Genomic DNA, 19,171 nt, shown 5'->3' with positions numbered 1-19,171 from the left:
TAACTTCGTAAAGTCTAAAAGTACAATGGCCTCAACAAATTTTTTTAGTAAAGAGGGAAAAGTATGACTTTTGAAGAGCGAGTTATCAGTCAATCAATTAATTTTACGGATTTAGAAGATAGGATCGTGCAGTATTTTGCGGCTAATAAAAAGGATATCGGTGACTTAAAAATCACTTACTTGGCGCGACGATTTTACACATATCCAAATACAATTACGCGGCTTTGCCATAAATTAGGCTACACTGGGTTCGCCGATTTAAAGAGCTCGATCAAGAATGAAACCATAGATAACCAAAAGGTTGGTGATTATGGCGCAAAAGAATTACAGAAAAACCTGGAACTAATTAGTCAAATGCCATGGGAACGCGTGTTAGATAAATTGCTAAGTGCGAAAAAGATTAATTTTTATTCAATGGGGCAAACTGCATATGTTACCAGGCTAATCGTTGGCAATTTTTATGCTCTTGATTACAAGTCCTTTTTTTATGACTATCCTAGTGACTTAACTCATATTATTGGCCACGAAAGTAGTGATCTCTTTTTTCTAATTAGCTTATCTGGCAATAAAAAGCCATTATTGAAGCTAGCGCGGGAAATTAAGAGCCATGGTAATTGCTTGATAACTCTAACCAATCTATCAGTTAATCCGTTGGCAAAATTGGCAGATGAACGCCTTTTTTGTTATTCGCCCGACAAGCGAATCGATGATTATAATGTTACTGATAAAGTACCCGTATTATTAGTTATGAATGAGCTATTCAAGCGATATGCAAAAAGATTAAATAAGGAAATCAAAGACGTGTAATATTACACGTTTTTTTATTTATCAGCTGATTTATAGTGTACTTTTCCAAAAAAAGCCATCCCCAAAATGTAAGCGCTTATAATAGCGCTTGTAGCTCAAGTGAAGGAGGCTTTATTGATGGAGCAAGAACAAATTATTATGCAGTTAATTTCGCAGGGAGGAAGTGCTTGGTCTGAAAGTATTGCAGCAATTCGTAAGGCACGCTCGCAAGATTATCAGGCAAGCGAAAAATTGCTAAAAAAAGCGCATGATGACCTACTTGCGGCGCATAACTTACAAACTAAATTATTGCAAAAAGAAATTAATGGCAGTGCAGAAAGGCCTTCCTTATTGATGGTACATGCACAAGATCACCTGATGAATGCGATGACTGTCAATGATTTGGCAAAAGAACTTATTGCTATTTTAAAAGAAAGGAATTAGTAAAAATGACTTATAAAATAATGTTAGCTTGTGCAGGTGGTTTTTCTACAAGCATGTTGGTGACTCAGATGAAGAAAGCGGCTAAGAAAAAGAAGGTTGACGCTGACATCAATGCCGTTGCGGAATCTGCGCTTAATAATTATACGGACCTCGATATTATCTTGCTTGGGCCACAAGTGGGGCATATTAAACCAGAACTTGAGAAAGAATTTTCGATTCCGATCAGAGTCATTGACCAGATGGATTACGGCATGATGAATGGTGAAAAAGTTCTTAATGATGCTCTAGAAGTTTTGGAAGGGGAGAAAAAAGCTAATGGCGAGCGCAAATAAGGCCAAGCTAGCACAGTGGCGTGACAAAATTCAAACAGGAATGGGAAAATTTCAGCGTAATAAATATGTCTCTGCCATTGCCGGCGGGATGATGGCTATCTTGCCTGTTTTGATGGTCGGCTCATTTTCGTCTATCTTTTTTAGTTTAAATATTGGCCCGTATCAAAGCTTTATTACACAAACTGGAATAAAAAATATTTTTAATATCATTACGGCAGTTACTACCGATATCTTATCAATTTATGTTGTTGTTTCATTAGCCAATAGTTTAGCTGCTGAACTTAAAGTTGATAAATTTATGGCAATTATTTCATCGCTTGTTGCCTTTTTACTGGTAACACCGATGATTGAACAAAAAGGTAAATTTATTGGCCTTGATATGAATTATATTGGCTCACAAGGGATGTTGGTCGCCATGGTAGTAGCGCTGACTGCTACGAGGCTGTTTGCGTTATTTGCTAATAATAAATATTTAGTGATTAAAATGCCTGATAGTGTACCAGAATTTGTATCAAAAACATTCGCGTCAATGTTGCCGATTTTCTTAATTACTATTATTTATGCGATTGTTAATTTCTTATTTACATTAACGCCGTATCATAATGTAGATGATATGATCATGACGCTAATTCAAGTACCTTTGCAAGGTTTAGGATCAAGTCCATTTGCTGCTTTAGTCCTCGTGTTTTTTGCCGAATTTTGCTGGTTTTTTGGAATTCATGGAACAATGGCTACGACAGCAGTACTATATACCCTGTTTTATCCATTTGATGTTGCTAATTTAAATGCATTTAAAGCGGGAACCGCATTGCCGTATATTGTGACGATGACTTTTATTACTAACCAAAAAGGCCCGAGAGCTTTAGCATATGCAATTTTATGTATTCGCTCTAAGAGTGAACGGTTGCGCTCTTTGGGAAAAGTCGGATTTATTCCTGCCTTCTTTGGCATAAGCGAGCCATTTAAATTCGGCATTCCAATGGTATTAAATCCGTTAGCCTTCATTCCACTAACGATGGGCGGAACAATTAGTGTAGCCGCAACGTATTTGGCTACTTATATTGGACTTATTCCACGTCCTAATGGCATCCCAGTTCAGACTGCCGGAACTCCTGAATTTTTCCGGGCATTCCTTCTGGGTGGATGGCGAATGGTCATCTGGCACGTTGTTCAACTCGTGATTTTACTTGCTATCTGGTATCCATTTATGAGAATGATTGATAAACAATGCTGTGCGCAAGAAGCAGCCAAAACTGAAGAAACCAAATAATAGTGGAGGATTTATGATTGCAAATGTTAACGTCAAATATTTGGGTAGGGATGAGTACAAATTAAAATGGAGTAATGCTAAGGAGACTAGCATTTATTTATTGCCACAGCCCGATAAAGTTGTTAGCGAGTTTTTGCTGACAACATCAGAAAACTCTATTGAAATAAAAGTAACTAAGTACGCGCGACCATATTTTCTACTTAGAGACGAAGATAATGAAATAATTTGGGCAACTAGAGTAGTTCCTCTTGAGGGGACCAATAACTTTCGTGATTTAGGCGGATATCTTGGTGCAGATGGAAAAAGGATCAGGTGGGGGAAATTATTTCGCTCTGATCATTTGCACCGGCTTACTGAAAATGATAAGCGGGTTTTGGACTTAATTGGACTAAAAACGGTGGTTGATTATCGCAGTCCAGCCGAATATTTGGCTCAGCCAAATCAGAACTGGCAAGCATTGCAGCAAACTTTTCACCTAGTTCCTGACGCGCAAAGAGCAGTTCTGGCGGCCAAGGCTGGCAGTACACATGAAAAAGTTCGCCAATTAGTTCAGCGAGAAGTAGATCAAAATGTTCGTTTAGATAATTCGGGCAAGACGATGATTAATCAAAGTAGAGATTTTGTCCGGCTTGATGAGAATAAACGGATTTATCGCAAATTATTAGATGTTTTGCTAGAGCAAGAAAACGTTCCGCTAGATCAGCATTGCCGTGGCGGTAAAGATCGGACAGGCTACGGTGTAGCAATCATTTTGTATCTGCTTGGTGTTGATATGGATACGATTATAAGTGATTATATGCTGACTAAGACGCTACGTAAGAAACGCAACCAGCATCGAATGGCGCAATATGCGCACGAAACAGATGATCAAAATGTACTTGCTTACTTGTATTCGATGCTTGATACCCGATCGGAATATTTAGAGGCCTCTTTTGCTGAAATGATTAATCTTTCTGGCAGCATTGACGCTTATTTCAAGAATGAACTTAAGGTTACTCATGAAGAAGTCACTGCCTTGAGAAAAATATATTTAGAGTAATAATGATAAGTGATTCTACCATGAAGGTGAGAACCACTTTTTGTTTCACATGAAAAATAGTAAAATAGAACTAAATATTTTCACGCAATTACTGAAAAAATAAAGGAGATTTTAGCCAATGAACGATGATTATATCAAAATGGCGTTAAAAGACGATGGTAACCTTAAAGTGATTCTTAAGGGATGCGTTGAAAATGTTGCTCAGGAAAAAGTCGGTGTTGTCAGTGTAGTCTACCTTACTAAGGATCCCAAAAAGGCTGAGCAGAAGATCACTGAATATAATGCTAATAAAGAAGAAGGGGATTACTACATGGTTTATAGTTGCCCATTAGATACCTTTTTGCCGTCATTAGGTCATTATCCATCAATTGAAATTCATCAAGAAGATTTGAATGGAAAGTAAAAAGATAGCAAGAATTTTTACTAGAGTATAATAAAAGTGGCAAAATTACCGAATTATCTTCAATTATGAAACAAAAATCTGCTCTAGAGTAGATTTGCTAAAAATAAAGAATATAAAGCTGATCAAGCATTCTAAAGACATGTGTTAGAATCTTTTGGGGCTAAGAACATATATTTAGGTAGTAAATTCGCATTTTTTTCGTTTTCGCTTGGTTTTTTATTTTAATCATGGTATCCTAGATATTAAATTGTGCAGTTAGCATATTAAAAATGGAGGTGTAGTTTAATGACAACTAAAAGAACTTACCAACCTAAAAAGCGTCACCGTTCACGCGTTCATGGCTTTATGAAGCGTATGAGCACATCAAATGGCCGTAAGGTTTTGGCTAGACGCCGTGCAAAGGGTAGAAAAGTCTTATCTGCTTAAACCACTGAATCCCAGTGGTTTTTTTAATATCAAAGAGTGGAATGAAACGTTTTGAGAAAGTCTTATCGAGTTAAAACTGAAAATGATTTTCAGCGAGTTTTTAAATCTGGTAATTCAGTAGCAAATCGGGCGTTTGTCATCTATAAAATAGCTAAACCCGAGAATACTCATTTTCGGGTTGGAATTTCAGTTGGCAAAAAGGTCGGACATACCGCGGTTGTACGTAATCGCCTCAAACGTTATATTCGAGCAGTTCTTACTGAAAATAAGCCTGCAATTGATACACAGATTGATTTTTTGGTAATTGCTAGACCGTATGTACGAAATTTTAGGATGGCAGAAGTCCGGAAGAATTTGCTTCATGCGCTCTTTTTGGCTAATATTATAGAAGAAATACCTGAAAAAGTTGAGGAAGATTAGAGTGAAAGACATTTTAACTAAAAAGAATGTCAAACGTGTACTTGTGCTATTAGCAGTGATGGCAGTTGCCGTTGTACTAACTGGATGTGCTGCTTCAAATGCTAAGCCAGCTCCTGTTTCACATACTAGTGGTAACTGGTGGGATCGTTGGGTAATTTATTACATGTCAACGTTCCTGTTATGGCTTGCGAAGATAATGAACAACAGTTACGGTTGGGCAATTATTGTCTTTACCGTTATTGTACGGTTAATCTTGTATCCACTTAGTGCATTGCAGATTAAGAGTACAACTAAAATGCAAGGGATTCAGCCTGAAATTGATGCATTGCGCAAAAAATATCCAGGTAATGATACAGAATCGCGAACGCTGCTTTCACAAGAAACTAATAAGCTCTATAAAGAAGCTGGCATTAATCCGTACGCAGGTTGTTTGCCACTGATTATTCAGCTGCCTGTTATGTATGCTTTGTATGGTGCGATTTGGCAGACGCCACAATTACAGACTGGCCATTTTTTGTGGATGGACTTAGGTGAGCCGGATCCATACTTTATTATGCCGATTTTGTCGATGATCTTAACGTTCTTATCGACTTACATTAGTCAATTATCAACGCCGAAAGAATCACAAAACTTTTCGACTAAGATTATGACTTACGGAATGTCCGTAATGGTCGGTATAATGGGTATCTACTTCCAATCAGCAATTGTTTTGTACTGGGTAATTTCTAACCTCTTCCAAGTGGTTCAAACCTTTATCTTGCAGAATCCGATTAAATATCGGCATGAACAAGAAGCTAAGGCTGAAGCTGAACGCGAACGTAAGCGGCAACTACGGAAGACTTATAAACGATTAAAACGTAAACATTAATCTAAAGTAATTTTTAGATAAAGTAGTCAAAGTGCTTTATCCATCATGATTATTATTCATGGTGGTATAATGCGCTTTTTTTATTGAAAAGGAGAAATCATGGCACAAACTTTGACTGAATTTGATACGATAGCAGCAATTTCAACGCCGATCGGTGAAGGTGGTATTTCAATTGTCAGATTGTCTGGTGAAGATGCAGTTAAAATCGCCAACCGGGTTTTTAAAGGAAAAGACTTAACTAAAGCTCCTAGTCATACTATTCATTATGGGCACATTGTTGACCCCGAAAATAAGCAAATAATTGACGAAGTAATGGTCTCCGTTATGCTGGCGCCAAAGACTTTTACGCGCGAAGACATTGTGGAAATTAATTGTCACGGCGGAATTGTTGTCACCAATCGCATTTTACAGCTTTTGCTAAGAAACGGTGCGCGCATGGCTGAGCCAGGAGAGTTTACTAAACGGGCATTTGTTAATGGGCGAATTGATTTAACCCAAGCTGAAAGCGTAATGGATATTGTTCGCGCTAAAACCGATCGTGCAAGGCAGGTTGCCGAAAATCAGCTTGAAGGTGGATTATTAGCAAAAATTCAGGCAATGCGCCAAGAGATTTTAGATACTCTTGCAAATGTTGAAGTTAATATTGATTATCCTGAATATGATGCTGATAAAGTGACATCTGAGCAAATGACTAGGGTTTCGCAATCAGTTATTGGTAAAATTGATGGTCTGCTTAAGACTGCTGCCGAGGGAACGGCGTTACGTAACGGTCTAGCGACTGCAATTATTGGTCAACCCAACGTTGGTAAGTCATCGCTGCTCAATTATTTAACTAAAAGCGATACGGCAATTGTAACGGATATCGCTGGTACAACGCGAGACACGCTTGAAGAATACGTTTCGGTTGAAGGGGTACCATTAAAATTGATTGATACAGCTGGTATTCGGCACACTGAAAATAAAGTTGAAAAAATTGGCGTGGAACGATCAAGAAAGGCTTTGGATCAGGCTGATTTGGTTTTACTCTTGTTTGATTCAAGTAAGGAGCTAGATCCAGAAGATCGCGAATTAATTGCGGCAACGGCAAACAAAAAGAGAATTGTTATCTTAAATAAAACCGATTTGGGTCAAAAAGTATCAGCTGCTGAAATGAAAGAGTTAACTAACAGCGAAGTAATTCCGACTTCTATTTTGCAGAGAAAGAATTTGAATCAGTTAAAAGAAGCAATTAAAGATTTATTCTTTAACGGTATTGAAAATTCAAACGATCAAGTAATGGTAACTAATCAAAGACAAGTAGGACTACTTGAAAAGGCCAAAAAGCAGTTGCAGGATGTCATTGCTGCGTTAGAAACTGAGGTGCCAATTGACATTGCACAAATTGATTTCAATGGTGCTTGGGATACTCTAGGCGAAATTACTGGTGAAAGTAGTCCAGATGAACTTGTTAATCAACTATTTAGTCAATTCTGTTTAGGAAAATAGGTGTAAAAGAATGATTAAAAATTATGACTCAAACGATTATGACGTAATCGTCGTTGGTGCAGGTCATGCAGGTAGTGAAGCTGCCTTAGCTAGCGCCAGAATGGGCCAAAAGACGCTGCTATTAACAATTAGTTTAGATATGGTTGCGTTTATGCCTTGTAACCCTTCGGTTGGTGGTCCAGCGAAAGGGACAGTAGTACGTGAAATTGATGCCCTTGGTGGTCAAATGGGTAAAAACATTGATGCAACTTATATTCAAATGAGAATGCTCAATACGGGTAAAGGTCCCGCTGTTCAAGCTCTCCGTGCGCAAGCTGATAAGTGGCAATATCATGAGCAGATGAAGAGCGTAATCGAAGAAACACCTAATTTGACATTGCGTCAGGCAACCGTTGATGAACTAATAGTTGAAGACGGTGTATGTAAAGGACTAATTACTAATACGGGTGCCAGGTATCATGCCAAAAGTGTTGTGTTAACTACAGGAACTTCGGCTCGTGGTCGCATTTATATTGGTGAATTAAATTATTCCTCAGGCCCTAACAATACTATTCCGGCAATTAAACTTTCTGAGAATCTGGAAAAACTGGGTTTTAAATTACGTCGTTTTAAAACCGGGACGCCGCCACGCGTCAATAGTAATACGATTGACTACTCTAAAACGGAAGAGGAGCCAGGCGATCAGATACCACGTCATTTTTCCTTTGAAAGTAAAGATGAGGACTATCTAAAAGAGCAAGTTTCTTGCTGGATGACGTACACTAATAAAAGAACACACAAAATTATTAACGAAAATCTAACCCGCTCACCAATGTTTTCAGGTGAGATTAAAGGTGTGGGTCCGCGTTACTGTCCATCAATTGAGACAAAGGTAGTGCGCTTTGCTGATAAGCCGCGCCACCAAATTTTTCTTGAACCGGAAGGTAAAAATACCAAGGAAGTTTATGTTGGCGATTTTTCAACTTCAATGCCCGAAGAAATTCAATTAAAAATGCTACACACGGTTGCAGGATTAGAAGATGCCGAATTGATGCGTCCGGGTTATGCAATTGAGTATGACGTAATTGATCCTTGGCAGTTAAAGCATACCTTGGAGACTAAAAACATTAAGAATCTGTTTACTGCTGGGCAAATGAACGGTACTTCTGGTTACGAAGAAGCTGCGGGACAAGGCCTAATTGCTGGTATTAATGCAGCTTTACGTGCTTCCAATCGACCTGGCTTTACTTTAGGTCGCGATGAGGCATATATTGGCGTTTTAATTGATGATTTAGTAACGAAGGGAACAGAAGAGCCATATAGATTGCTGACTTCACGGGCGGAATACCGGCTGATTTTGCGTCATGACAATGCTGACTTACGTTTAACGGATTATGGTTATCAACTTGGTTTGATTTCGGAAGAGCGCTACTCGAAGTTTTTGGCTAAAAAAGAGCAAATCAAGCAAGCCGAAAATGCTGTAAAGACAATTACTATTCATCCCGATGAAAAAGTGCAGGCATATCTTGCAAGTATTGGTGAAGATAAGCTTAAAGCTGGTGTAAAAGCAGATGTATTCTTACGTCGGCCACGAGTTAAAGTTGATGATATTGAAAAACTGACGGGCGAAACAATTTCAACTGAGCGCTACGTTAAGGAGCAGATTGAAATTAATGTTAAGTATGCCGGCTATATTAAGAAGGAACAGCAACAAATTAATCGTTTGCACCGCCAAGAAGCCAAAAAAATACCAGCTGATATTGATTACCAAGCAATTGAAGGCTTAGCAACGGAAGCACGGGAAAAATTTGAGAAGATTAGACCGGAGACGATCGCACAAGCTGAACGGATCTCTGGGGTAAATCCAGCCGATATGGCGATTTTGAGTGTTTATGTTCAAAATGGTCGTTATGCTAAAATCAAAAAGTAACTTTTAGAAAAAATTTAAAATTCTTTTTCTGAAAATAAATAATTCAAAAAAGACACAAAATAAACGTTAATGATCAGATAATCACAAATATAATTATTGCTCTTATCTTAAAGTGTTTATTTATTGATATAAGTTTGTGAAAATAATATTTTTACAAAGCGCTTACATATCTGTCCAACCAATAATTTTACTCACTTGAAATTGTGAAATTATATGTTTTAATACAGTATGTAAGTAAATGTATTTAAGGAGATGCACTTTAAAAATGGCAAAAATTAATGGCGCAAATGCTATGCTCCAAGTTTTATTGGACTGGCATATTGATCATATTTATGGTTTCCCAGGTGGTTCATTCGACTCAACAATGAATGCTATCCACGACTTCAAGGGCAAGTTAAAGTATATCGAAGTACGGCACGAAGAGGCCGGTGCTTTGGCTGCTTCAGCTGAATACAAGTTCACTGGTAAAGCTGGTGTATGTTTTGGTTCTGCTGGTCCTGGTGCTGTTCACTTGATGAACGGTTTATACGATGCTAAGTACGACAAGGTTCCAATGGTAGCAATTATTGCTAACGTTCCAACTAGTCGTCAAGATATCGACTTCTTCCAAGCTTTCGATGAAAAGCCTTGGTTTGATGCTGTAGCTGTTTGGAACCACCAAATCAAGCGTGCAGATCAAATTCCTGCAATGATGGATGAAGCTCTTCGTCAAGCTTATGCTAAGAAGGGCCCAGCTGTATTAATCCTTCCTAAAGACTTTGGTTGGGAAAAGATTAACGACAACTTCAGAGTAACTTACAATTCAATGCAAGCTATTCCTAACTATGCAGCTCCTAAGAAAGAAGAAATCGATGCAGCTGTTAAGATTCTTGAGGAAGCTAAGAATCCAGTTGTTTACTTTGGTTTAGGTATGAAGGGTCACGGCGATGTCTTAGAAAAATTCGCTGAAAAATTCAAGACTCCATTGATGTCATCAGTTATGGCTAAGGGTGTTGTTGAAGACAAGTGCCCAGCATACATGGGTTCAATTGGCCGTGTTGCTCCAAAGCCTAGTGATGATATTCAAATGCACGCAGATGCTGTTATCTGGGTTGGTAACGACTCACCATTCTCAGTATTCTTCTTTGATCCTAAGGCCAAGGTTGTTCAAATTGATGTTGATTCAGAAAAATTGGGCAAGCGTCACGCAGTTGATGTTCCAATTTTGGCAGACGGTGCTAAGACTTTGCAAGCAATCATCGATGCCGGTGAAGCCCGTGAAGAATCTCCACTTTACAAGGCTGCTATTGCAGACCGTAAGAACTGGGAAGACTGGGAGAACAGCTTTGTTGACTCAGACGAAATGCCAGTTCGCCGTGAACCAATCTTTGACATCATTAACAAATACGCTGATGACAATGCACAATATGCTATTGATGTTGGTAACATCAACATTGACTTCCAACGTTTAATCAACTTGCACGATGAACAAACTTGGGCAACTTCAGGTTTGTACGCAACTATGGGCTTTGGTTCACCAGCTGCTATCGCTGCTGCTACAGTTCACCCAGACCGTGAAGTTTGGAACTTAGGTGGTGACGGTGGTTTCGCAATGATGAGTCAAGAATTATTGACTGAAGCTCGTTACAACATGCACATTTTGAACGTTGTCTTCACTAATGATACTTTAGGCTACATTGAAGCTGAACAAGTTGATGAATCACACCAACCATTATCAGGTGTTATTTTGCCAAACAACGAATGGGCACAAGTTGCTGAAGGTATGAACGTTAAGGGTGTAACTGTACGTACTAAGAAGGAATTCGAAGACGCAGTTAAGGAATTCAAGCAAATGGATGGACCAATGTTAATCGACATCAAGTTCACTCATGACATGCCTTACTCAACTGAATTGAACTCACTTGATGATCCTGAATTCGTTAAGAAGTATCAAGCTGAAGATTTGAAGCCATTCAGTTACTTTGCTGATAAATATGGTGTAGTTGAAGATGCTGCTTCAGGTGCTTCAGAAGCTGAAGAAGAAGAACCTGAACCAGAAGAAGAAGAGCCTGACACAACTTCAGGTGCTTCAGCACACTAATAAATATTATTAGAAATGGAAAAGCGAAACTTTTTGAAAGTTTCGCTTTTTTGCTACCGTACAAGTATAATAATAGAGTATGAAATTGTACGATGGAGGATTAAATATGCAACAATTCGGAATCATTGGCTTATCCGTAATGGGCAAGAACCTTGCTTTAAATGTTAGAAATAGTGGCTTCTCCGTTTCAGGCTTTAGTATTGATAAAAAAGAAGTCGATGCTTTTGCCAAATATCAGGATGATAAATTAAAACCAACTTATACTTGGGAAGAATTTGTCAATTCTCTAGAGAAGCCACGTAAGATTTTGATTCAAATTATGGCCGGCAAGCCAGTTGATGAAACTTTACATAAGCTATTACCATTACTTGATAAAGGCGATATTTTACTTGATGGTGGAAATTCAAACTTCCATGATACTAATAGGCGTTTTCACGAAATGAAAGAGCATGGCATTCATTTTATTGGCATGGGTGTTTCAGGCGGTGAAGAGGGAGCTTTAAATGGTCCAGCATTGATGCCAGGCGGTGATGAAGAAGCTTACAAGGAAGTTGCCCCTATTTTAGAAGCAATTGCTGCTAAAAATGATGATGGCCAGCCATGTGTCAGCTTCATTGGTCCTGAAGGCAGTGGTCATTACGTTAAAATGGTACATAACGGAATTGAGTATGGTATCATGCAAGAGTTTTCCGAAGTTTACGATATCTTACGTAAAGTAGCAGGAAAATCTAATGATGAAATGTCCGCAATTTTTGCTGACTGGAATCAAGGCATAGTTAAGGCCTATCTTAGTGAGATAACCTCTGAAGTATTGAAGCAAAAAGATGATTTGACCCCAGATCATGTAATTGATCATATTTTAAACGTTGCTTCATATAAGGGAACTGGTAACTGGATGCTAGAAGATGGAGTTCATTTAGGTGTTCCAATTAGTGTAATAGCTGAAGCAGTTATCAGCCGGTTTATGTCAAAGGCTACTACGCGTGAAGGTAAAGAAATTAATTGGACTGGTGAAGTTCCGGATGATTTAATCGAAAACCTTGGAAAAGCATTGCAGTTGAGCCAAGCTGTTGCATATGCGCAGGGCTTCCAGCAATTAAAAATGGCTGCTGATGCTTACCATTGGGAATTGCGTTATCCTGCAATTGCTCAATCTTGGGAAGCTGGCTGCATTATTCGCTCATCGATGTTAAAAGATATTGAAAAAGCTTTTGCTGATGGCAAGAAGCTTGACAATATGTTCCAAGATCCTTACTTTAAGGACTTGATGGAGAAGAATACCCCAGCATTGCGTAAAGTGCTTGAGCTTGCAACCAAGGCCGGGATTCCTACACCAACTTTAAGTGCCTCACTTAACTATTTGGAGTCAATTTTTAATCCAAGTCTGCCAGCTAATTTAATTCAAGGTCAACGTGATTACTTTGGCGCACATACTTACTTCAGAAATGATCGTGATGGAGTTTACCATACTGAGTGGTACGAAGAAAAATAATTCTGTTACACGTGTAACAAAACAAAAACCAGTTAAAATTAGTTTTTGACTGGTTTTTTGCTGTGATGAAACTAGTTCAAAGTGGGTGCGAAATGAAAAATAATAGAATTCAGATTAAGCTGCTGCTAGAGGCAATGCTAGTCGGCCTCTGCAGTGGAATAGTTGTTGGCTTTTTCCGGTTTGGAATAGAGCAAATGTCTAGCTTATGGCTAATGTTGTTTCATCTGGCTCATCAAAGTTGGTTATGGTTCTTACCAATTGTTATCGGCTTAGCTGCAGTTGGCTTGATTGCGGGCTATTTTGTTAAGCAATATCCCCACGTTGGGGGATCTGGGATTCCTGAAGTAAAATTACAGCTTGCAGGTAAATTGCAACTTAGTTGGTGGCCGATTTTGTGGCGGAAAGTGATTGGCGGCATTCTAGTCATTAGTACGGGCCTATTTTTGGGGCCTGAGGGGCCTTCACTTCAGATCGGGTCAACTATCGGTCAAGGGATGGCAAAAGCCTCTAAAGAGGCTAAAACAAACGAGCGCGTATTGCTATCAACGGGTGCCGCAAGTGGACTGGCAGCCGCATTTGGTGCACCACTTAGTGGAGCCTTATTTGTATTAGAAGAAGTTTTTCACAACTTTTCACCTCGTGTAGGACTTAATGCACTAGCTGGGGCCTTGGTTTCGGATTATGTCGTATCGAATTTCTTTGGTCAAAAACCGGCATTATCTTTAGTTTATCGGCATACCTTTCCGGTTCAATTATACGGACACCTATTGGTATTGGGACTGCTCTTAGGTCTCTTAGGGCATCTGTACAAAGCCGGTTTATTTAAGGGAAAAGAATTTTATGCCAAAATCAAAATTCTGCCTAACTGGTTATATGGTCTTATTCCGCTAGTAATTTTAATTCCAATTGCCTATTTTTGGCCACTGATAACTGGACCAGGCAATCGCTTAATTTTGGCGTTACCAAAGATGATTAAAATTAATAATTGGCAAATGGTAAAACTACTTGTACTTTATTTTGTCATTAGAATAGTATTTTCGATCATTTCATATGACTCTGGCTTGCCAAGTGGAATCTTTTTACCCGTCTTAACCATGGGTGCTTTAATTGGTGCCTGTTATGGTCTAATGATGGTTCAGCTTCATCTTTTGCCCGCCAAGTTAGTAATTAACTTAATAATTTTTGCGATGGCTGGCTATTTTGCTGCGGTAATTCGGGCACCATTTACAGCGATAATGCTGATTACGGAAATGGTAGGATCGCTTCTGCACTTAATGCCGCTTGCAGTCGTTGCGTTTATTGCTTTACTTACAGATGAACTGTTAGGTGGTAAGCCAATATACGGAATATTAGCCCAAAAAATGGCCGAACAAGGCGCATCTGTTACTATTCAAAAATCGGGTAAGGAGGATCAGCTAACTGTTCCCGTCTATGAGGACAGTCAACTTGCTGAAAAAACAATTGCCCAAGTTAAGTGGCCAGAAGATACCTTGGTTAAAGCAATCTATCATGATGGTAATTATATCGTTCCTAATGGCCAATCCGTGATTAAGCCGGGAGACTCATTGATCCTGGCACTAGATTCAAACCAACGGGGCCGAGTTTATAGTCAAATGCGGCAACTCCAAGGGATTAAGTATGATGGCTAAAAAAGCACGCTGTTAATTGCGTTGATTTCAATTTCAAAACGATATCAATCAAAGCAAGTGCAGCATGCTTTTTTTATTTGTTCTTTTTTAAATATTGTGGTGCAGTTTCTGGTGCCCAAATTAAACAGACAAGAAAGGCGGCGAATAATACGCAGGCGCAAACAAGCATTGCCAAATTGACGCCACCAACATCGGTCAAAACTGGAAGTAAGAAGGTTCCAGCTGCGGCACCAATGCGGCTAATAGTAATGCACGTGCCCACACCACTAGCCTGGACACTATCGTCAAACAACTCGGTTGGATATGGATAATCTAAAACCAGACCCGATGACAAAATAATTGAGAAAATTGAGAATAGTAGAAGCTTAAATGAAGATGGCGCATTTGGCAGCAGTGCTAGTAGGCCGATTAAAAATGTCGATAACAAAAAGTTACTAATTAAGAATACGCGCCGACTGAGATGATTGAAAAGAAAGATTCCCAGAAAAATTCCTAACAGCATACTAATATTGTATAAATTTCCTGAAACACGTGGGTTGCTTATGTTCATGCCATTTAGCAAAATTGGTAAAAATATACTGATACCAAAGAAAGCGAAAGTCTGACAGGCATAAAAGATTCCGCCAACCATAGTTCTTCGTAGATATTTTTTACTGAATAAAATAGTCCAGGAACTTGAACCATTATCCTTCGGACGCTTAAAATGCCTGGAAATGCCCCATTTGTGTCCTAATATCTTACCAATTACTCGATTAGCAATTTTTATTTTACCTTTATTAGCAAGCCAACCTGGTGATGGCGGTAAGGGAAAAATTGTCCGAAATAGTGCAGTAATAGTAGCCGGAACAGCCCCAGCTGCTAAAATGATCTGCCAAGTACGAGCTCCAAAACCGTTTACGAGGGTTCCAGTAAGATATGAAGCAATAAAGCCAAGAACCCAATAAATCAAGAGATGACTCTGCCTTTTACTGTCTTCTCCTTTAGGTAACCATTCGGTCAGTAGGGCATTACCGGCTGTATAGTCGATTGCCATCATTAAACCAATGCCAATTCGAATAAGAAAGGTCCAGGTAAGATTAGTAGTTGTGAGGTGAAGTAATGATAAAATTGCCAACACATACATGTTGCTCATTAACAGTTCACAGCGCCCAATCTTATCGGACAAACGGCCAATAAAAGCACTACTTGATAAGCCAATTAAACCACCGGCACCAATTAGTCCAGTCCATAAATCACTAATTGCGATATAATTACTGGCATTATTCATTGCCATTCCAGTTATTCCAAGTGAAAAGCCACAGGTAAATTGTCCTAAAGCAATTGCCAACATGACGCGCAAATGTACTTTAGAAAGCGGTGCTTTTTTATAATCTTGTTTAATTTTATGTTTTTTATTTAACATAATCATAGTCCGAAAGGCTTAAATCGTGGGCTATTTGTTGCATCTCCTTTATTTACGCCAAAGCTATTATATAATAACATAACAAAGATTTCGATTTCTTGCAAAACGTCTTTAAATTACTAGGTCCAATTTTTGTATACCCACAGGTTTGCTAGCAAACCATCAAAATAAAAAAATACCACTTGGTTGGAAGTGGTATTTTTTGCTTATAAAAGATTACATATTTGTCACTAAAAAGAAGATGACAAAGACGATAAATAATGCGTACATCATCGGTGAGACTTTTTTGGCTTGTTTAGAAGCGAGCATTGTAATTGGGTAAGCAATCATTCCTAGTGCCAAACCATCAGAAATGCTGTATGTCAGAGGCATACCAATTACAGTGAGAAATGCCGGAAAGGCAATTTCAAATTTGTCCCAGTTAATTTTCTTTAAATTGCCCGCCATTAACACGCCGACAATAATTAAAGCGGGAGCGGTAACTGTAGTTGGAATCACTGCAAGTAAAGGACTAAAAATCATACTGATTAAAAAGAAAATACCTACAAATACTGCGGTTAAACCAGTCCGTCCGCCCATAGCAATCCCAGCACTTGATTCCACTGAGGTTCCAAGGGGAGCAGTACCTAAAACCGCTCCTTCAACCATGGCTAGGGAGTCAGAAACAAAGGCTTTACCAATACGAGGTATTTTACCATTTTTATCAACCATCCCAGCTTGTTCGGTCATACCAATCAGTGTGCCGGCGGTATCAAAGAAAGTGACTAATAAAAAGGTTAGAACTACCATAAATAATTGCGGCGTATTAATATCTTTTAAGTGAAAGACGGCTTGACCAAATGTAGGTGCGATACTTGGCGCTGCTGAAACAATAGCTTTTGGTACCGCCACTTGGCCAATAACAATACCAAAAATAGCCGTAACAACCATCCCGATAAAAATTGAGCCGGGAACATTCATTGCCATTAAAATAACTGTTAACGTTAAACCAAAAAGAGTGATCCAAACGGCAGGAGAGTTAAATTTGCCTAAAGTAACGAGGTTTGAGTCGCTATTGACAATTAATTTACCATTTTGCAAACCAATAAAGGCGATGAAGAGACCGATACCGGCTGAAATAGCATATTTTAAATCTTGCGGAATAGCATCGACCACTTTTTCACGTAGCTTTAAAATCGTAATTAAAATAAATAGGACTGAAGCTACCAAAACAGCAGCTAGTGCAGTTTGCCAATTGATATGCATGCCACCACAAACATTATATGCAAAAAATGCTGCACTTCCGAGTGTGGGAGCTAGTGCAATAGGATAATTGGCAACTAGGCCCATGATAAAACAACCAATTGCAATGGAAACTGCCGTGACAGTGAAGGCAGCCCCCTTGTCAATGTCAGCTGCATGTAAAATATTAGGGTTAACAAAAAGGATGTAGGAGAGACTGACAAAAGTGGTTAATGCAGCAATTAACTCACGTTTGACAGTGGTATGAGCATCGTTTAAATGAAAGACTTTATCTAGTGTCGTCATTTTTCCTCCAAAAAAATTAATTATAAATGAACTATCTAAACTAGTGTAGCACACACAGTCCAGTTTGAATTACTATTTCCCGGGAAATAAAAAAGCAAGCCCTTTCAGACTTGCTTTTTTAATTACCACATTCCGATTACTTTCATCCAGCCTAGGCCAATAATGCCATAGACCAAAATATAAAAGATACCGAAAATAAAACTCATTTTCCACCATTCACTTTGTTTAACATAGCCGGTAGAAGCTAAAACAGAGGAAGCAGCACTAGAGTAATGTGTAGTTGATCCCATAATTGCTGAGAATAATGCTAAGAATTGTGCAGCCATTACTTTTGGAGCACCAGCAGCAATTGCAACAGTTAATAATGGCAAGAACATTGCTGAGTTGTGAGCTGTTGCACTAGCAAATAAGTAGTGCGTGTAAAACAGTACTAATGCCAAAATAATTAAAGTTGTTAACCAACTAACGCCCTTCATGCTGCTAGAAATACTAGTTGAAATCCAACCGATAAAGCCGAATTGAGTTAGTTTCTCTGCCATAAATACTAAGATAGACAGCCAAATTAAAATATTCCATGCTCCTGTTTCACTTAGAATATCTTTTGGTGTCAATACGCCAGTTAACAATAAGAGAACAACAGAAATAAAGGCAATTAAAGTTGCGTCAATTCCTAAAGTACTTGAAAGCATCCATAGCGCTAACGTGACTACGAAGATAATAGCCATCATTTTCTCAGGCAAGGTTAACTTACCCATCTCAGCAAGTTTACTAGTAGCCCATTCCTTTGCATTAGGTGTTTCCTTAATCTCAGGCGGATAAATTTTGTAAACAAAATAAGGAACTACGAGTAAACAAATCGCTGCGGGAACGATACTTGCAGTAAGCCAAGGCATCCAGCTTAGTGTTACGCCAGCTTTACCGGCTAAAGCGACTGCAATTAAGTTCGGTGCGCAGGCAGTCATAAACAGGGACGAAGTGATGACGTTTACTTGAAACTCAGTAAAAATCAAATACGCGCCCATTTTTCTTCTTGATGGATCGTTAGGTTTAGAACCATAAGTTTCTGCTAATGACTCAATTAATGGATAAACCACACCACCGGCTCTGGCACCATTAGAAGGAGTTGCCGGCGAAACGATTAAATCAATTGCTCCGATAGCATAGCCTAAGCCTAATGACTTGTGGCCAAACCACTTTACGAAGTAAAAAGCGATTCTTTGACCCAAACCGGTTTTGACGATTCCCCTTGAAATCATAAATGCCATTACAATTAACCAGGCAGAGGTATTGGAGAAGGCGTTAATAGCCCCTTTTTCAACCAATTTGCCGTTAACTACTTTATCTGCAAGTGGTACTAAGCCAAGGCAGATGGTTAATGTGAAGCCGATTAAGGTAACCCCACTGATTGCAATTGGCAATGTAATACAGCCAACAATTGTTGCAATGAAAATTGCTAGCATATGCCAGGCTTGCACTGTCACACCAGCTGGTCGTATTGGTGTTGTGAACCAGAAAACCAGTCCGAACAAAAGCGGAAAGATAAATTTCCGGTAATCTATTTTTTCTAATGTCTTCATGACGCTTCTTTCAATCTATTGCAAAATATAATAAATTAACATATTTATTTTATCATATTTCA

At 38.8% G+C, this 19,171-nt stretch carries 17 protein-coding genes; 14 read left to right on the top strand and 3 right to left on the bottom strand.

The window, feature by feature from the left end:
- The first annotated feature begins 63 nt into the window (after positions 1-63).
- The 14 genes from GYM71_RS10340 to GYM71_RS10275 all read left to right on the top strand — a co-directional run bounded on the left by GYM71_RS10340 (position 64) and on the right by GYM71_RS10275 (position 14,603).
- Positions 64-807 (top strand): MurR/RpiR family transcriptional regulator, encoded by a 744-nt coding sequence (locus tag GYM71_RS10340; RefSeq protein WP_220220415.1) that lies wholly within the window; start codon positions 64-66, stop codon positions 805-807.
- Positions 808-924: 117 nt separating this feature from the next.
- The gene (locus GYM71_RS10335; RefSeq protein ID WP_220220414.1) at positions 925-1,230 is read left to right on the top strand and encodes a PTS lactose/cellobiose transporter subunit IIA; all 306 of its coding nucleotides are present in this window, start codon (positions 925-927) and stop codon (positions 1,228-1,230) included.
- Between the two features lie 5 nt (positions 1,231-1,235).
- Positions 1,236-1,562: a PTS sugar transporter subunit IIB gene (locus GYM71_RS10330; RefSeq protein WP_220220413.1), complete on the top strand. Its 327-nt coding sequence runs from the start codon at positions 1,236-1,238 to the stop codon at positions 1,560-1,562.
- Positions 1,546-2,832: a PTS sugar transporter subunit IIC gene (locus tag GYM71_RS10325; RefSeq protein ID WP_220220412.1), complete on the top strand. Its 1,287-nt coding sequence runs from the start codon at positions 1,546-1,548 to the stop codon at positions 2,830-2,832. Before GYM71_RS10330 ends, GYM71_RS10325 begins: the two co-directional genes overlap by 17 nt.
- Positions 2,833-2,845: 13 nt before the next feature.
- Entirely contained in the window at positions 2,846-3,871 is a 1,026-nt protein-coding gene (locus GYM71_RS10320) for a tyrosine-protein phosphatase (protein ID WP_220220411.1), read from the top strand.
- A 118-nt stretch (positions 3,872-3,989) separates the two neighbouring features.
- Positions 3,990-4,274 (top strand): hypothetical protein, encoded by a 285-nt coding sequence (locus GYM71_RS10315; RefSeq protein WP_220220410.1) that lies wholly within the window; start codon positions 3,990-3,992, stop codon positions 4,272-4,274.
- Positions 4,275-4,559: 285 nt separating this feature from the next.
- Positions 4,560-4,700 (top strand): 50S ribosomal protein L34, encoded by a 141-nt coding sequence (rpmH, locus tag GYM71_RS10310; RefSeq protein ID WP_003549412.1) that lies wholly within the window; start codon positions 4,560-4,562, stop codon positions 4,698-4,700.
- 51 nt (positions 4,701-4,751) lie between these two features.
- On the top strand, positions 4,752-5,120 hold the full coding sequence (gene rnpA / locus GYM71_RS10305) for a ribonuclease P protein component (protein ID WP_103752628.1): 369 nt from the start codon (positions 4,752-4,754) through the stop codon (positions 5,118-5,120).
- A 1-nt stretch (position 5,121) separates the two neighbouring features.
- Entirely contained in the window at positions 5,122-5,988 is an 867-nt protein-coding gene (locus tag GYM71_RS10300; RefSeq protein ID WP_220220409.1) for a membrane protein insertase YidC, read from the top strand.
- Positions 5,989-6,087: 99 nt separating this feature from the next.
- Positions 6,088-7,473 carry a tRNA uridine-5-carboxymethylaminomethyl(34) synthesis GTPase MnmE gene (gene mnmE, locus GYM71_RS10295; RefSeq protein WP_220220408.1) on the top strand — a complete coding sequence of 462 codons (1,386 nt, stop codon included), beginning with the start codon at positions 6,088-6,090 and terminating at the stop codon, positions 7,471-7,473.
- A 10-nt stretch (positions 7,474-7,483) separates the two neighbouring features.
- Complete coding sequence (gene mnmG / locus GYM71_RS10290) at positions 7,484-9,382, top strand: tRNA uridine-5-carboxymethylaminomethyl(34) synthesis enzyme MnmG (protein ID WP_103752625.1); 1,899 nt, start codon at positions 7,484-7,486, stop codon at positions 9,380-9,382.
- Between the two features lie 265 nt (positions 9,383-9,647).
- The gene (gene spxB, locus GYM71_RS10285) at positions 9,648-11,462 is read left to right on the top strand and encodes a pyruvate oxidase (protein ID WP_220220407.1); all 1,815 of its coding nucleotides are present in this window, start codon (positions 9,648-9,650) and stop codon (positions 11,460-11,462) included.
- A 106-nt stretch (positions 11,463-11,568) separates the two neighbouring features.
- Complete coding sequence (gene gndA / locus GYM71_RS10280) at positions 11,569-12,954, top strand: NADP-dependent phosphogluconate dehydrogenase (protein WP_220220406.1); 1,386 nt, start codon at positions 11,569-11,571, stop codon at positions 12,952-12,954.
- A gap of 92 nt (positions 12,955-13,046) precedes the next feature.
- Positions 13,047-14,603 carry a ClC family H(+)/Cl(-) exchange transporter gene (locus tag GYM71_RS10275; protein ID WP_220220405.1) on the top strand — a complete coding sequence of 519 codons (1,557 nt, stop codon included), beginning with the start codon at positions 13,047-13,049 and terminating at the stop codon, positions 14,601-14,603.
- A gap of 73 nt (positions 14,604-14,676) precedes the next feature.
- On the opposite strand, the gene GYM71_RS10270 is transcribed toward GYM71_RS10275, so the two are convergent.
- From GYM71_RS10270 to GYM71_RS10260, 3 genes are all read right to left on the bottom strand, one after another.
- Entirely contained in the window at positions 14,677-16,011 is a 1,335-nt protein-coding gene (locus tag GYM71_RS10270; protein WP_220220404.1) for an MFS transporter, read from the bottom strand.
- A 210-nt stretch (positions 16,012-16,221) separates the two neighbouring features.
- Complete coding sequence (locus GYM71_RS10265) at positions 16,222-17,532, bottom strand: NCS2 family permease (protein ID WP_220220403.1); 1,311 nt, start codon at positions 17,530-17,532, stop codon at positions 16,222-16,224.
- A gap of 122 nt (positions 17,533-17,654) precedes the next feature.
- Complete coding sequence (locus GYM71_RS10260) at positions 17,655-19,109, bottom strand: DASS family sodium-coupled anion symporter (protein ID WP_103752619.1); 1,455 nt, start codon at positions 19,107-19,109, stop codon at positions 17,655-17,657.
- Between the last annotated feature and the right edge of the window lie 62 nt (positions 19,110-19,171).

Origin of the sequence: Lactobacillus panisapium, from assembly GCF_019469265.1 — a bacterium.
In the GTDB taxonomy this organism is placed as follows: Bacteria; Bacillota; Bacilli; order Lactobacillales; family Lactobacillaceae; genus Lactobacillus; species Lactobacillus panisapium.
Note: the sequence above shows the minus strand (reverse complement) of the source record. Positions and strands in the feature narration are given on the sequence as shown.